At 74.9% G+C, this 15,139-nt stretch carries 12 protein-coding genes; 3 read left to right on the forward strand and 9 right to left on the reverse strand.

Going from position 1 to position 15,139, the window contains the following annotated elements; all coding sequences use genetic code 11:
• Window positions 1-38: 38 nt before the first annotated feature.
• Window positions 39-1,508 (reverse strand): sensor histidine kinase, encoded by a 1,470-nt coding sequence (locus tag FHX74_RS06475; protein WP_182559282.1) that lies wholly within the window; start codon window positions 1,506-1,508, stop codon window positions 39-41.
• A 9-nt stretch (window positions 1,509-1,517) separates the two neighbouring features.
• Window positions 1,518-2,204 carry a response regulator transcription factor gene (locus tag FHX74_RS06480; protein WP_182559283.1) on the reverse strand — a complete coding sequence of 229 codons (687 nt, stop codon included), beginning with the start codon at window positions 2,202-2,204 and terminating at the stop codon, window positions 1,518-1,520.
• A gap of 155 nt (window positions 2,205-2,359) precedes the next feature.
• Here FHX74_RS06480 and FHX74_RS06485 point away from each other — a divergent pair, with 155 nt between their 5' ends.
• Both FHX74_RS06485 and FHX74_RS06490 read left to right on the forward strand, forming a co-directional pair.
• A complete protein-coding gene (locus FHX74_RS06485) occupies window positions 2,360-3,001 on the forward strand; it encodes a hypothetical protein (protein ID WP_182559284.1) in 642 nt (213 codons plus the stop codon).
• Window positions 3,002-3,115: 114 nt separating this feature from the next.
• Complete coding sequence (locus FHX74_RS06490; protein ID WP_182559285.1) at window positions 3,116-3,490, forward strand: hypothetical protein; 375 nt, start codon at window positions 3,116-3,118, stop codon at window positions 3,488-3,490.
• A gap of 693 nt (window positions 3,491-4,183) precedes the next feature.
• On the opposite strand, the gene FHX74_RS06495 is transcribed toward FHX74_RS06490, so the two are convergent.
• From FHX74_RS06495 to FHX74_RS06525, 7 genes are all read right to left on the reverse strand, one after another.
• The gene (locus FHX74_RS06495) at window positions 4,184-4,432 is read right to left on the reverse strand and encodes a hypothetical protein (protein ID WP_182559286.1); all 249 of its coding nucleotides are present in this window, start codon (window positions 4,430-4,432) and stop codon (window positions 4,184-4,186) included.
• 95 nt (window positions 4,433-4,527) lie between these two features.
• Entirely contained in the window at window positions 4,528-7,206 is a 2,679-nt protein-coding gene (locus tag FHX74_RS06500; RefSeq protein WP_182559287.1) for a DUF4118 domain-containing protein, read from the reverse strand.
• A gap of 28 nt (window positions 7,207-7,234) precedes the next feature.
• Window positions 7,235-7,804 carry a potassium-transporting ATPase subunit KdpC gene (gene kdpC / locus FHX74_RS06505; RefSeq protein WP_182559288.1) on the reverse strand — a complete coding sequence of 190 codons (570 nt, stop codon included), beginning with the start codon at window positions 7,802-7,804 and terminating at the stop codon, window positions 7,235-7,237.
• A gap of 37 nt (window positions 7,805-7,841) precedes the next feature.
• Window positions 7,842-10,025 (reverse strand): potassium-transporting ATPase subunit KdpB, encoded by a 2,184-nt coding sequence (gene kdpB, locus FHX74_RS06510; protein ID WP_328823673.1) that lies wholly within the window; start codon window positions 10,023-10,025, stop codon window positions 7,842-7,844.
• Window positions 10,022-11,683, reverse strand: a complete 1,662-nt coding sequence (gene kdpA / locus FHX74_RS06515) for a potassium-transporting ATPase subunit KdpA (RefSeq protein WP_182559289.1) — start codon at window positions 11,681-11,683, stop codon at window positions 10,022-10,024. The genes kdpB and kdpA overlap by 4 nt, the downstream gene beginning before the upstream one ends.
• Complete coding sequence (kdpF, locus tag FHX74_RS06520) at window positions 11,683-11,772, reverse strand: K(+)-transporting ATPase subunit F (protein WP_220483576.1); 90 nt, start codon at window positions 11,770-11,772, stop codon at window positions 11,683-11,685. The genes kdpA and kdpF overlap by 1 nt, the downstream gene beginning before the upstream one ends.
• 108 nt (window positions 11,773-11,880) lie before the next feature.
• Window positions 11,881-12,735 carry a hypothetical protein gene (locus tag FHX74_RS06525; RefSeq protein WP_220483577.1) on the reverse strand — a complete coding sequence of 285 codons (855 nt, stop codon included), beginning with the start codon at window positions 12,733-12,735 and terminating at the stop codon, window positions 11,881-11,883.
• 115 nt (window positions 12,736-12,850) lie between these two features.
• Between FHX74_RS06525 and FHX74_RS06530 the strand changes: the two genes are divergently transcribed.
• On the forward strand, window positions 12,851-15,139 hold the full coding sequence (locus FHX74_RS06530) for a hypothetical protein (protein WP_182559291.1): 2,289 nt from the start codon (window positions 12,851-12,853) through the stop codon (window positions 15,137-15,139).

Genomic DNA, 15,139 nt, shown 5'->3' on the forward strand with positions numbered 1-15,139 from the left:
CGTGCCGCGGACGGCCGCGGGCGCCGTGCGGACCGGGCTCAGACGGCCGGCAGGGTGAGCAGGAAGGTCGCTCCGCTCCCCGTCGGCTTCGGCACGCACACCAGGTCGCCGCCGTGGGCGCGGGCGATGCCCCGGGCGATCGGGAGCCCGAGGCCGAAGCCCTTGTCCGGGCCGGTCGCCTCGGTGCGGCTCCGCGCGGCGTCGAGCCGCACGAGCCGGTCGAACACCCGGGCGGCGTCTGCGGCCGGGATGCCGGGTCCGTCGTCGATGACCTCGAGCTCGGCCCACCCGTCGCGGATCCGGGTGGTCAGCCGGACGCCGGTGGTCGGCCCGCCCGCCCGGAGCGCGTTGTCGAGCAGGTTGGTGACGATCTGGACGATCCGGTCCGGCTCCACCCGGACCGGGACCGGGTCGCCGTCCACGCGCAACCGGGCGTCGGGCGCGCTCAGGGTCCGGATCGCCACGGCACGTTCGGCGAGAGCGGTCAGGTCGGCCTCGGTCGGCCGGAGCTCGAGCCCCTGGTCGATCCGCGCCATGGTGAGCATGTCGTCGACCAGCCGGGCCGCGCGGTCGTTCTCGCGGATCGCGGTCACCAGCCGACGCTCGCGCTCCTCGCGCGGCAGGTCGCTCCGGAGCACCTGCTCGGTGGCCGCCCGGGCCCCGGCCAGCGGCGTCCGCAGCTCGTGCGCGGCGTCGGAGAGGAACGTCCGCAGCCGGTCCTCGGCGCTCCGGGCCTGGGTCTCCGCGCCCTCGACCGCGTCGAGCATGGCGTCGAAGGCCACCGCGGTCCGGCCCAGCTCGGTCTCCGGCCGGGTCGGCCGCAACCGCCGGCCGCGGTCGCCCGCGGTGATCGAACGGGCGGTCTCGGTCATCTCGGCCAGTGGCCGCAGCGCGCGCCCGACCAGCGGGCCGAGGACGGCGGCGGCGGCGAGCAGCACCAACAGCCCGCCGACCACCAGCACCACCTCGACCTGGGCGATCGTCCGCCGGACGTCCGCGGCCGAGGCGATCAGGGTGAGCCGGGCGCCGTCGGAGAGCCGGGTGTCGATCCGGTAGAGGTCGCCCTGGACGACCACCGGGTCCGCGGGGCCGGGGGCGGCGGCCGGTCCCCTCGGGCCGGGCGGCTGGGCCGTCGCGGTCCGGGTGCCGGTGCTCGCGCCGGCCAGCGGACCCTTGGAGTACTGCGCACCGCTCGCGGTGACCAGCACCACGGACACGCCGTCGCCCTCGATCTGGTCGACGAGCTCGCGATCGGACACCTGACCGACGAGGGCCGCGCCGATCTCCGCGCGGTCCTGCAGTCGTTGCCGGAGCTGGGTGTCGAGCCGGGCGCTCAGGGCGATCGCGGTGGCCAGCGCCAGCACCGCGACCATGATCGCCAGCAGCAGCCAGACCGCCACGGTGACCCGGCGTCGGAGCGAGGCGGTCCTGAGACGACCGCCCCGGCGACCCGGCGACGGGACCGGCGCCGGCACGGTGGATCGGTCGGGCGCGATGGGGTTGCTCATCGCGGGTGATCAGCTCTGCTCGGCCGGCACCGCGGCCCGGAGCACGTACCCGGTGCCCCAGACCGTATGCAGCAGCCGCGGGCCGTGCGCCTCGAGCTTGCGCCGCAGCGAGCTGATGTGCACCTGGACGAGGTTGTCGGCGTACTCGCCGTACCCCCACACCTGGGTGAGGATCTGGGTGGGGGAGAGCACCCGGTCGCGGTTCTCGGCCAGGTACTGGAGCAGCCGCCGCTCGGTGGCGGTCAGCTCCACCGGGTGCCCCGCACGGGTGATCACCCCGGCGTCGGCGTCGATCAGCAGGTCGCCGATCTCGATCACGCTCGCCAGCGCGCCGGTCCGCCGCAGCACCGCGGACAGCCGGGCGATCAGCTCGGCCATGGCGAAGGGCTTGGTGAGGTAGTCGTCCACCCCGGCGTCGAAGCCGCGGAGCCGTTCGTCGACGGTGTCCTTGGCGGTGACCATGATCACCGCGGCGCTGCTGTGGGCCCGGACGAGCCGGGCCAGCGTCGGCCCGTCCCGTCCCGGCAGCATCCAGTCGAGCAGGACGGCGTCGGGGCGGAACTCGGCGATCGCGGCCTCGAGGTGCGCGCCGTCGACCAGCAACCGGCTGCGGAAGCCGGCGTCGGTGAGGGCGTCGACGACCGAGCCGCCGATGGCGGCGTCATCCTCGACGATGATCACGCGGGGTTCGGGCACCGCCCCAGTGTGGCCGACGAGGTTCAAGAACCTCTGAAGGATCGGGCGGGCGGGGCCGCTCTTGAAGGCCGCTTCAGCAATGCCCGGCACGGTGGACGACGTCAGCCGCTCGGTGCACGTCGCCGGCGGATTCCCATCACAGCGAAGGATCGTTGATGTCCGAGCAACCGTTCACCCCGAAGCGCAAGACCCACCGCACGCGACTGGTCCTGGGGGGCGTGGCCGCTCTGCTGGTGGCCGGTGGTGCCTACGCCGTGCCCGCGCTGGCGGACAGCGGGACCCCCTCCGCGCAGCCCAGTGCGCCGGCCAGCGCGCCCGCAGCGCCGTCCGGTGCGCCGAGCGCCCCCACCGCGCCGGCTCAGGGCAAGGACGCCGCCAAGCCGCCGGCTCCGCCGACCCCGGGCCAGAACGCCCCGAAGCCGCCCACCCCGCCGGCCGCCGGCAAGGACGCGAAGGGAGGCAAGCGGGCCGAGGGCACCAAGGACGCCCCCAAGCCGCCCGCGCCGGGTGGGAACTGCGCTCCGGCCGCCGGCCCCGCCGCGGGTGGTCCCGCCGGTGGTCCGCCTGCCCCGCCCGCGCCGCCGACGCCGCCGAAGACCAACGGCAGCGCGGCACCCTCGGCTCCGGCTGCCCCGTCGGGTGCTCCGTCCGCGCCGGCCGCTCCGTCGGGTGCTCCGTCGGCGCCGGCTGCTCCGTCGGGTGCTCCGTCGGCTCCGGCTGCTCCGTCGGGTGCTCCGTCGGCTCCGGCCGCTCCGTCGGGTGCTCCGTCCGCGCCGGCGTCGTCCGGCAACCGCTGACCCGGCTCGTGGGGAGCGGGCGGACCCGGTGACCGGGTCCGTCCCGCTCCTCGCCCACCCACCGAGGAGTCGATCGTGAAACTCTCTTCAGCTCTGCCTGGCACCGTGGACGTCATGACGCTGCTGCTCCCGTCCCTCGGCACCGCCCTCGACGACGTCGCCGCTCGGCTCGCCGGGTTGCACGTCGGCTCGCTCGGACTGGTCGACCTGGTCATCGGGTTGATCGTCGTCGGCTCGGTGATCGGCGCGCTGCGGCGGCGGTCCGGCCTGCTCGGCGCGATCGGCTCCGGTCTCGGCGCCGCGGTGTTCTGCTGGCTGGCCGTGACGGCGATCGTGACCTGGGCGCCCGCGGCGGTGCACGACCCGGTCAGCGCGAGCGCGTTCGCCCGCACGGTCCCGCTGCCCACGCACGCCGCCCACCAGGCGGGTGCCTGGCTCCAGAGCCTGGTCGGCTCGGTCGACCAGCCCGACGCCGGACCGCGGCGGTGAGCGAACCGCACAGCCCGCGGACCCCCGCCGATCCGACCGGCGCGACCGACCCGAGCGATCCCACGCTCCAGCTCCATCAGGTCCGGTCCCGGCACGCTCGCGAGCTGCTCGACAGCGACCGGTACGCCCGGCCGAGTGAACGGCGTGGGCGGCACGCAGGCACCGGGTCGGACCGGCCGGCGGGTGCGACGTCGTGGACGGCTCACGGCCCGGGCACTCCGTCGCGGCCGTCCCGGGCACGTCGTCGGCACCGGCGCTGGCCCGGGATCGTGGTCGCCGCGGTGGTGGTGCTGGGCGGGATCGCCGTCGGGCCCAGCCTCGCGTCGGCGTTCCGGGCGGCGACCGCCGAGCAGCCGACCGCAGGGACGACGTCGTCGGCTCCGGCCGGCGGATCCTCGATCGAGCCCAGCGGAGCGCCGTCGGACCAGCCGTCCGGCCAGCCCTCGGAGCAGCCGTCGGCCCCGGCGGGAGCGTCGTCGACCGGACCGGAGGCGGGGGCACCGAGCGCGCCGGCGGCTCCGGACGGTCAGCACCCCGGCGGCCCCGGCGGTGCGCCCGGAGGTGGCGGTCCGGCCGCCGGTCCCGCTGGTCCTGACGGTGGTGCTGCGGGCGGTCCTGGCGGTGGTCCCGGCGGTGGTCCCGGAGGGGGCCCGGCCGGCCCCGGCCGCTGACGGGGCCGACCTGTTCCGGGGCTCAGGGGCGCGGGACGTCCGCCGGATCCACCAGGTCGCCGCGGACAGCCATCCAGGCATCGGCGAGCTCGGGGCAGAACCGCCGGCTGAGGATCTGGTGGTGGCACCCGGCGCACCGGCAGGAGAAACGCACCTGGCCGAGCGCGGGGTGCTGGAGCACCAGCAGCTGCGCGTCGGTCCAGGGCGCCGGGTCGGGGACGTCGACGGAAGCGGCGGCGGTGACGTCGAGGGGGCGTACGTCGATGGACATGCTTCATCGGACCGCGCCCGCCTCGGCGTGATACCAAGCGCGGCTTCCGCTCCGGTGAGGACTCGGTCAGGATCGCGACCGACCTCGGCGCCGGCTCAGGAAGCCCGCGTGATCTCCTCCACCCGGACCGACTGGTCGTCGGTCGGCCGGTCCTCGGCCGGCTGATCATCGGCCGAGGGCGCGGAGGGCAGGTCGAGCACCATGGTCAGCCCGCCGCCGGGGGTCTCCTCGGCGGTCAGCGTGCCCCCGGTGGCCTCCGCGAGACCCCGGGAGACCGCGAGCCCGAGCCCCAGCCCGTCGCCGTTGGGCACGTCGCCCAGACGCTGGAACGGCGCGAACAGCCGGTCGAAGCCGGCGGCCGGCACGCCCGGCCCGTGGTCGATCACCCGCAGCGAGACCCAGTCGCGACCGTCGGCCCGGTACTGCGAGAGCCGCAGCTGGACCGGACGTCCGGGCGGGCTGTAGCGGACCGCGTTCTCCACCACGTTGACGATCACCCGCTCGATCAGGCCCTGGTCGCCGCGCGCGCTGGGCAGCTCGTCCGGTGGTTCGCACCAGGTGACCCGCGGCGGCGTCCGGCCGTCCCCGGGCTCGGCCAGCCCGGCGGAGTCCAGGGCCCGGGCACACACCGCGGCCAGGTCGATGTCGGCGAGCAGCGGCCGGACGGCCCCGGTCTGCAGCCGGCTCATGTCGAGCAGGTTCTCCACCAGCGCGTCCAGCCGGTCGGCGGAGTCCTCGATGGTGGCCAGCAGCTCGGCCTCGTCGGCCGGCGACCAGGCCACCTCCGACGAGCGCAGGCTGGCCGCGGCCGCCTTGATCGCCGCGAGCGGGCTGCGCAGGTCGTGCGAGACCGCGCCGAGCAGGGCCGTCCGGGTCTTCTCGGTCGCCGCCAGCTCGCGGGCCCGCGCCGACTCGGCCCGCGACCGGCGGCGCTCGGTGATCACCGCGAGGTGCGCCGCGAACGCCTTGAGCAGCCGCTGCTCGCCGGCCGACACCGACGGGCCGTTGAACGCCAGCACGACGCCGTTGGTCACGGGGACGGCCAGGTCGGCCCCGGTCACCGAGCGGGGGGCCTCGCCGTAGCCGGCCCGCAGCCGGCCGTCGGCGAACACCGCGGCCCCGTCGAGCTGGAACATCCGGCACGCCTCGCGGAGCAGCGCCAGCTCCTCCTCGGTGGCACCCGGATCGCTGGGCCCGGTGACCGACGCGACGCCGCCCTCCTCGGCCGCGGCGTTCTCGCTGCTGTGCAGCAACCCGTGGGCCAGCACGGCCAGCGCGTTGGACTCGGCCCGCGCCCGCCGGGCCAGCTCGGTCTGACGGGCGGCGCGGTCGACGACGGTCGCCACCGCGACGCCGGTGACCAGGAACACCCCGATGGCGAACGCGTTCTCGGGCTGAGCGATGGTCAGCGTCCCGATCGGCGGCACGAAGAGCAGGTTCAGGGCGAGGCTGCTGACCACGGCGGCCAGCACCGCGGGCCACAGCCCGCCGACCAGCGCGGTGGCCACCACCAGCGCCATCATCACCATGGTCTCGGTGGGCAGCCCGTGCCAGCCGGTGGTGAGCTCGAGCAGCCCGGACAGCGCCGCGGTGCCCAGCACGGCGAGCAGGTAGCCGGCGATCACCCGACGGCGGCTGACCGTGGCCCGGCGCCGTCGGGTCGCGTGCCCGCGGGCGTGGTCGTGGGTGACCACGTGGACGTCGATGTCGCCGGAGTCGGCGATCACCGTCTCGCCGATCCCCGGCCGCAGCAGGGCCGACAGCCGGCCGCGGCGGCTGGCCCCGACCAGCACCTGGGTGGCGTTCTCGGCCCGGGCGAAGTCGAGCAGCCCCTCGGGGACGTCGACGGCGACCACGGCCCGGAAGCTGCCGCCGAGGTCGGCGGCCTGCCGGCGCAGCTCCTCCAGCCGGTCCGGGGTGACCCCGCTGAGCCCGTCGCGGCGGGTGACGTAGACCGCGACCCACTCCCCACCGGTGGTCCGCGACGCGATCCGCGCAGCCCGGCGCATCAGGGCCAGCGACTCCGACCCACCCGACAGCCCGACCACCAGCCGCTCGCGGGTGGCCCAGGTCTGGCCGATCCCGTGGCTGTCGCGGTAGCGGTCGAGGCCCTCCTCGACCCGGTCGGCCAGCCAGAGCAGCGCCAGCTCGCGGAGTGCGGCCAGGTTGCCCTCGCGGAAATAGCGCGAGAGCGCGGTGTCGACCTTCTCGGCCGGATAGATGTTGCCGTGCGCCATCCGGCGACGCAGCGACTGCGGGCTCATGTCGACCAGCTCGACCGCGTCGGCGGCCCGGACCACCGCGTCCGGCACCGTCTCGGCCTGCCGGACGCCGGTGATCGAGGCGACCACGTCGTTGAGCGACTCGAGGTGCTGGACGTTGAGCGTGGTGATCACGTCGATGCCGTGGTCGAGCAGCAGCTCGACGTCCTGCCAGCGCTTGGTGTGCCCGGTGTCGCGCCCGTCGTTCGGGTCGCGCACGATGGTGTGGGCCAGCTCGTCGACCAGCGCGACCTCGGGGGCCCTGGCCAGCACCGCCTCGACGTCGAGCTCGGTGGTGGTCAGCCCGTGGTAGGTGACCTCGCGGCGGGGGACCACCTCGAGGTCACCGATCTCGGCCTCGGTCCGGGCCCGTCCGTGGGTCTCGACCAGTCCGATGACCACGTCGGTGCCGCGCTCGGCGCGCCGGTGCCCCTCGTCGAGCATGGCGAAGGTCTTGCCCACTCCGGGGGCCGCCCCCAGATAGACCCGCAGCCGTCCGCGCTCACCGCCCATCGTCGTCACCCCTCAGCGCCGTCCGCTCTCAGATCCTCGACAGGGCCAGGTTCAGCTGTAGCACGTCGACCCGCGGCTCGCCGAGTAAGCCGAGTGTCCGGCCCTGGGTGTGGGCGGCGACCAGGGCCCGCACCTGCTGCTCGCTGAGCCCCCGGGCCCGGGCCACCCGCGGGACCTGCAGCGCGGCGTACTCCGGGGAGATGTCCGGGTCGAGACCCGAGCCGGACGCGGTCACCGCGTCGGCCGGGACCTGGTCGGCCGGGACGCCCTCGGCCTTGGCCACGGCGGCCCGCCGCTCGGCGATCTCGGTGATCAGCTTCGGGTTCGACGGGCCCAGGTTGCTGGCACCGCTGGCCAGCCCGTTGTTGTCGTTGGCGGACGGCCGGCCGTGGAACCAGCGGTCGCCCTCGACCTGCTGGCCGATCAGCGAGGAGCCGACCAGTCGGCCCTGGACGGTGACCGGGGAGCCGGCGGCCTGGTCGGCGAAGGCGACCCGGCCGATGCCCCAGACCACGACGGGGTAGGCGATGCCGAGCAGGGCGGTGAGGACGAGCAGGGCACGCAGCCCGGTCCAGCTCTGGCGGAGGAAGTCGATCATGGGCGAGACATCAGCTTTCGTGGGTGGTGGCGAGGGGTCAGGACAGGCCGGGGATCAGGCTGACGACCAGGTCGATGACCTTGATCCCCAGGAAGGGCAGCAGGATCCCGCCCACGCCGTAGACGAAGATGTTGCGACGGAGCAGCGCGACGGCCGAGGACGGCTTGTAGCGCACGCCGCGCAGGGCCAGTGGGATCAGCGCGACGATGATCAGCGCGTTGAAGATCACCGCCGAGGTGATCGCGGTCGTCGGGCTGTGCAGCTTCATGATGTTGAGCGTGGCCAGCCCGGGGTAGACCCCGGCGAACATGGCCGGGATGATCGCGAAGAACTTGGCCACGTCGTTGGCGATCGAGAAGGTGGTCAGCGCCCCGCGGGTGATCAGCAGCTGCTTGCCGATGCCGACGATGTCGATCAGCTTGGTCGGGTCGGAGTCGAGGTCGACCATGTTGCCGGCCTCCTTGGCCGCCGACGTCCCGGTGTTCATCGCCACCCCGACGTCCGCCGCAGCGAGCGCCGGGGCGTCGTTGGTGCCGTCACCGGTCATCGCGACCATCCGGCCGCCGGCCTGCTCGGACTTGATCAGCGCCAGCTTGTCCTCGGGGGTCGCCTCGGCCAGGAAGTCGTCCACGCCGGCCTCGGCCGCGATGGCCGCCGCGGTGCGCGGGTTGTCGCCGGTGATCATCACCGTCCGGATGCCCATCGCCCGCAGCTGGTCGAACCGCTCGCTCATGCCCGGCTTGACCACGTCCTTGAGGTGGATGACGCCGAGCAGCCGGTCACCGTCGGGGCCGCCCCGCTCGGCCACGGCCAGCGGGGTGCCGCCGCCGGCGGAGATCTCGTCGACCACGGCGGCCAGCTGGCTGCTGTCGGTGCCGATCCAGGCGGTCACGGCGGCCGCGGCCCCCTTGCGGATCTCGCGCAGCGGCGCCGTCCCCTCGCCCGCCACGTCGATGCCCGACATCCGGGTCTGGGCGGTGAACTCGACGAACGTCGCGCCGGTCGGCAGGTCCTCGTCGCGGGCGCCCTGCTCGAGGGCGAGCGTGACCACCGACCGGCCCTCGGGGGTCTGGTCGGCCAGGCTCGACCAGCGGGCGGCGTCGCGGAGCTCCGACTCGCTGACCCCCTCGAGCGGGACGAACCGGGTCGCGTACCGGTTGCCGAAGGTGATGGTGCCGGTCTTGTCGAGCAGCAGCGTGCTGACGTCGCCGGCGGCCTCGACCGCGCGGCCGGACATGGCCAGCACGTTGCGCCGGACCAGCCGGTCCATGCCGGCGATGCCGATCGCGCTGAGCAGCGCACCGATGGTGGTGGGGATCAGGCAGACCAGCAGGGCGGTCAGCACCACCACCGACTGCTTGCCCCCGGAGTAGGCGGCCATCGGCTGCAGGGTGGCGACGGCCAGCACGAAGATGATCGTCAGGCTGGAGAGCAGGATCGACAGCGCGACCTCGTTCGGCGTCTTGCGCCGGCTGGCGCCCTCGACGAGGGCGATCATGGTGTCCAGGAAGGACTCGCCCGGTGCGGCGGTGATCATCACCACGATCTCGTCGCTGAGCACCCGGGTGCCGCCGGTCACCGCGGAGCGGTCGCCGCCGGCCTCGCGGATCACCGGCGCGGACTCGCCGGTGATCGCCGACTCGTCGACGCTGGCCACGCCCTCGACGACGTCGCCGTCGCCCGGGATCACCTCGCCGGCGCTGACCCGCACCCGGTCGCCGACCCGCAGCTCGGTGCCGGCCACCTGGGTCTCGGAGCCGTCGGCCTCGATCCGGCGGGCCGGGGTGTCGGTGCGGGCCGCCCGCAGGCTGGCCGCCTGCGCCTTGCCGCGGCTCTCGGCGACCGCCTCGGCCAGGTTGCCGAAGATCACCGTGAGCCACAGCCAGACCGCGACCCCGATGGTGAAGACGCTCGGGCGGGCCACCCCGGCCACGGTGGTGATCACCGAGCCGATGGCCACCACGAACATCACCGGCGAGCGCCAGAGGTGCTGCGGGGCGAGCTTGCGGAGCGCCTCGGGCAGTGCGGCGAGGAGCTGACGGGCCAGGCCGCCGCGATCGCCGCTGCGGTCGGTCTCGCGGCGTCCGCCCTCGGGGGCGGCGGGCTCGGTGGCGTGGTCGGGGTCGGTCGCGCGGGCGGGGTCGGTGACGGCGTGCTGGGTGGACATCGGATCGGCTTTCGTGAGGACGTCGGTGGGCGCGGACTCGTCGGCGGGGCTCACGAGAGCGCCTCGGCGATCGGGCCGAGCGCCAGTCCGGGGAAGAAGGTCAGCCCGGTGACCAGCAGCACCACGCCGACCACCAGCCCGATGAACAGCGGGGTGTGGGTGGGCAGCGTGCCCGCGGTCCGCGGCACCCGTCCCGCCTCGGCCACGCTGCCGGCCAGCGCCAGCACCAGGACGATGGGCAGGAACCGGCCGAGGAACATCGCCGCGGCCAGGGTCAGCTGGAAGAAGGTCGAGGTGACGGTGATCCCGCCGAACGCGCTGCCGTTGTTGTTCGAGGCGGACGCGTAGGCGTAGAGGACTTCCGACAGGCCGTGCGCGCCCGGGTTGCCCAGGGCGTTGCCGGTGCTGGGCAACCCGATGGCCACACCGGTGCCGATCAGCACCAGCGCCGGGGTGGTCAGCACGTAGAGCGCGACGTAGGTCATCTCGCGCGAGCCGATCCGCTTGCCCAGCAGCTCGGGGGTGCGACCGACCATCAGCCCGGCGACGAAGACGGCCAGGATGGCCACGATCAGCAGTCCGTACAGCCCGCTGCCGACGCCGCCGGGCGAGACCTCGCCGAGCAGCATGTTGATCAGGGTGATGGCGCCGGCGGCCGGGGTCAGCGAGTCGTGCATGCCGTTGACCGCGCCGGTCGAGGTGCCGGTGGTGCTGACCGCGAAGAGGATCGTCGACCAGATGCCGAACCGGGTCTCCTTGCCCTCCATCGCACCGCCGGCGGCCTGGGCGGCCGCGCCGTGCGCGCCGACCTCGGCCCAGGTGGCGATGGCCAGCGCGACACCCCAGAGGACGGTGACTGCGGCGAGCAGCGCGCGACCCTGCTTGCGGTCCCCGAGCATGGTGCCGACGGTCCGGGTCAGGCAGACCGGGATGACCATCAGCAGGAGGATCTCGATGATGTTGCTCAGCGGGTTCGGGTTCTCGAACGGGTGGGCGGAGTTGGCGTTGAAGAAGCCGCCGCCGTTGGTGCCGAGCTCCTTGATCGCCTCCTGGCTGGCCACCGGGCCGCCGGGGATCTGCTGAGTGCCGCCGGTGATCGCGTGGGCGACGGCGGTCGGGGCGAAGTTCTGGATCACCCCGGTGGCGACCAGCACCACCGCCGCGACCAGCGACAGCGGCAGCAGCAGCCGGACGCAGATCCGGATCAGGTCGACCCAGAAGTTGCCGAGCTCGCCGTTGCGGTCCGCCGTGAAGGCGCGGACCAGCGCGGCGGCGACGGCCAGACCGACGGCCGCGGAGGCGAAGTTCTGCACGGTCAGGCCGGCCATCTGGGCGGTGTAGCCGAGCGCCTGCTCACCGGAGTAGGACTGCCAGTTGGTGTTGGTGACGAACGAGACGGCGGTGTTGAGGGCCATCGCCCAGCCCATCCCGCTCATGCCCTCGCTGAAGGGCAGGTGCTTCTGGCCGACCAGGATCGCGAACAGGCCGATCACGGAGACCACCGAGAAGCCCAGCACCGCGAGCGCGTAGCTGCGGGCGTGCTGGGTGCCGTCGGGGTCCACCCCGAGCACCCGGTAGGCGGCCCGCTCGACCCGCAGGTGCTTGGTCGGGGTCAGCACGCGGGCCATGTAGTCGCCCAGCGGGACGTAGCAGACGGCGATCATGACCACCAGCAGCCCGATGGTCAGCAGCCCGGAGACGGTGTCGCTCATCAGAAGCGCTCCGGTTTGATCAAGGTCACCAGCAGGTACACGACGAGGGCGGCGACCAGCACGAGCAGCGCCGCGGACACGAGACTCACGACGTCCATCTCACTGACCGGCGGTCTGGACCACCGCCTCCCTTGACGGGTTCTTGACGGCCCTTGACGGGTTCTTGACGCCCGCCGGGCGCCGGGGTCGGCCGGAGGTCAGCGGGGGTCGGCGACGGGCGTCGCGGACTCGCCGATCTCGCCGTGCCGGGACAGCGTGAGCGCCCCGCCGACGGCGAGCGCGAAGCCGATCAGGGCGACCACCGTCCACCCCGGACGGGGGTGGTCACCGAGCAGCGCGACCCCGACGATCGCGGGAGCGACGGTCTCGAGCACCACCAGTGGTGCGGTGGCCTGGGTGACCGAGCCGCGCTGCAGCGCGGTGGAGTAGGTGAGCAGCGCGACCGCGCCGCCGACCAGGAGCGCGTACGTCGCGGGGTCGGTGAGCACGCCGTGGACGGTCAGCGGTGACTGGATCATCCGCGAGGCGACGGCGACCACGCCGTAGCCGAGTCCGGCGACCGCGCCGAGCGAGGCCGCCCCGCGGACCCCGCGGAGCCGGGCCAGCGGGACGGCCAGCGCCGCGAGCAGCACCGACACCACCAGCAGTCCCCAGTGCTCGGCCGACGTCCCGGCGCCGGGGGCCTCCTCGGCCGCCGACGAGCCGACCATCACCAGCCCGAGCACCACGACGGCCACGCCGATCTTGTCGATCCGGCCGAGCTTCATGTGCAGGAAGATCGCGCCGAGGACGGCGGTGACCGCGAGGAAGCTGCAGACGATGGCCTGGACCGCGAACAGCGGCAGGCTGCGCAGCGCCGCCACCGAGAACAGGAACGCGAGCCCGTCGAGCGCCAGTCCGAGCAGGTAACGCCAGGACCGGGCCAGCCGGAGCATCAGGCGGGGGTCGAGCCCCTCGGTGGTCGCGGTCTGCCGGGCGGCGAGGGCCTGGAGCACCGAGGCGACCCCGTAGCAGAGCGACGCGGCGAACGCCCCGAGCAGACCGACCAGCACGCGCGCCAGCGTAGGGGAGCGCGGGCCACCCACCGCTGAGCGCGGGCCGGCCGTTCCTCTTCTCTCAGCGTCGGGCGATTCGGGCCCGCTGGTGCGGCACGCGATGATGGAACCGATGGCTCAGACGACGGCACGCACGAAGCAGCCCCAGGACCCCTACGCCCGGCAGGCCAAGACTCTGTCGGCGCAGGTGCAACGGCTGCGCGGGTGGCTGGGCTCCGACCCGTCCAGACTGGCCGACCTGACCGACGCGCTGCTCGCGCTCGACGAGCACCGGCTGCTCGGCCACCAGTACCGGGCCGCGGGACCCGACGCCCAGGAGGCGGTCAAGCGGAGCGCCGAGCTGCTGCTCGCCGACGGTCCGGTCGGGCCCTACACCACGGCGCCGGACGCGGTCCGCTGCGGCGTCGCGTTCCTCCAGCTGGCTGCGGTGCAGGTGGGGCTCGGGGTCCCGGGCGGCGCCGGCCGCACCCTCGCCTCCTGGCAGCAGCTGCACGCGCAGCTGGTGCCGCACCGGCTCGACCTCCGGCTGCCCGCGGTGGCGGCGTTCCGCGGCCTGCACGCGGGCGCCCGGGCCGCGCTGGCCGACGGGGATCCGGCGCGGGCCAACGGCTGGGCCGACCGGGCGGCCGCGGCGCTGCCCTCGGTCCCGGCAGAGGCGCGGGCCGACGGTTTCCTCGAGCTCGACCTCGACCTGCTGCTCGCCGACGTCCGCTGGGCAGCCGGGCGCGGCGAGGAGTCGCTGACCCTGCTGCACCGGGCGCGCGACCGGTACGAGGAGATGGTCGGTGGCCGGTTCGACCAGCCCGGCCGCCACCCGGTTCCGCTCCTGCAGCGGCTGGCCGAGCCCTTGTTCGGCCTGCACCGCGACCTCGCCGACCGACTCCGGCGCTCGGCCGAGATCGAACTGGCCCTGGTCACCCGGCGACGTCTGGTCGAGCTGCTGGCTGGGCTCGCCCCGCGGCTGGAGGACCCGGTCCCCGCCCAGCTGACCGCCTCGCTCACCGACCTCGCCGACGACCTGCTCGTCGCCGGGCGGGTCGACGAGGCGGTCCCGGTCGCCGGTGAGGCCGTCGGCCGGGCCGAGGAGCGGGCGGCGGCCGGGGCGCCCCGGTTGCTCGCCGGTGCGGTCTGGGCCCGGGTGCTCGCCGCGTCCGGTGAACCGGACGAGGCCGCGGACCTGCTCGGTGGGTTGCGTCGGGCCGAGGCCGCGGCCGCCGGGCCGGAGATCGTGGCCTACGCCGACGCGGTGCAGCAGGAGCTGACCGGTGCGGAGCCGGGTGCCGACCTCGACGCGCTGCGGGACGCGGCGCGTGGGGTGCTGCCGCTCGGACCGCGGATCGACTGGCCGGTCGCCGACCCCGGCCCCGCGTACGCGTTCGTCGCACTGGCCGCGGCGCCCGAGCCGGTCGTCCGGCCGGCCGACGAGGACTGGATCCGGGCCGAGCGCGACCGTGCCCACCGGGTCGAGGAGGAACGGCTGGTCGCCGCCCGGCGCGAGGGCGACGAGCGTCGCCGGGCCGAGGAGCAGGCCGCCCGCGCGGCGGCCGAGCGCGAGGCGGCGCAGGCGGCTGCGGCGGCCGAGGAGGCGCGTCGCGTCCGGGCGCAGCAGGAAGCCGCCGCCGAAGCCGACCGGGTGGAGCGGCAGCGCCGTCGCGAGGAACGTCTGCGCGAGCACCAGGCCGAGCTCGACCGCCGCGCCGCCGAGGAGCGTGCGGCCCGGCGGGCGGAGCTCCAGACCCGGATCGCCGCCCTCTCCGCCGACGCCGTCGGCGCCGAGTCCTCCGAGCTGGAACGGCTCCGGCTCGAGCTGGCCTCGCTCGCGGAGCCCACCCGCGTCGAGCCCAAGCCTCCGCGCGCTGAGCCCGAACCCCCGCGCGCTGAGCCCGCGCCCGCTGAGCCCGAAGCCGCGCGCGCTGAGCCCGAGCCCCCGCGCGCTGAGCCCGAACCCACGCGCGCTGAGCCTGTCGAAGCGCAGAAGCGGGAAGAGTTGGGGGCTTCGACAGGCTCAGCCCACGCTCCCGCGGAGCCGCGCACCGAGTTCGAGCCCACGCGCGCTGAGCCTGTCGAAGCGCAGGAACGGGAAGAGCCGGTGGCTTCGACAGGCTCAGCCGACGTTCCCGCGGAGCCGCGCACCGAGCCGGTGGACGAGGTCGAGGCGACCCGGGCCCGCTGGCAGGAGCTGCGCGCGGCCGGGGAACGCAAGGCGGCTCGGGCCGAGCTCGAGCGGTTGGTCGAGCTGCTGCGGGCGCGGATGGAGCAGGACTTCACCGCGTGGGCGTTGCCGTTGCAGACCGCGCTGGACGACCTGGCGAGCGCGCGGCTGCGCGGCGGTGACCTGTTCGGGTCGCGCGCGGCGGCGCGCGAGTCGAAGGCGATCAGCCGCCGGATCGGGATCGGCTGA

The organism is Microlunatus kandeliicorticis (genome assembly GCF_014137855.1).
Classification (GTDB): Bacteria; Actinomycetota; Actinomycetes; order Propionibacteriales; family Propionibacteriaceae; genus Microlunatus; species Microlunatus kandeliicorticis.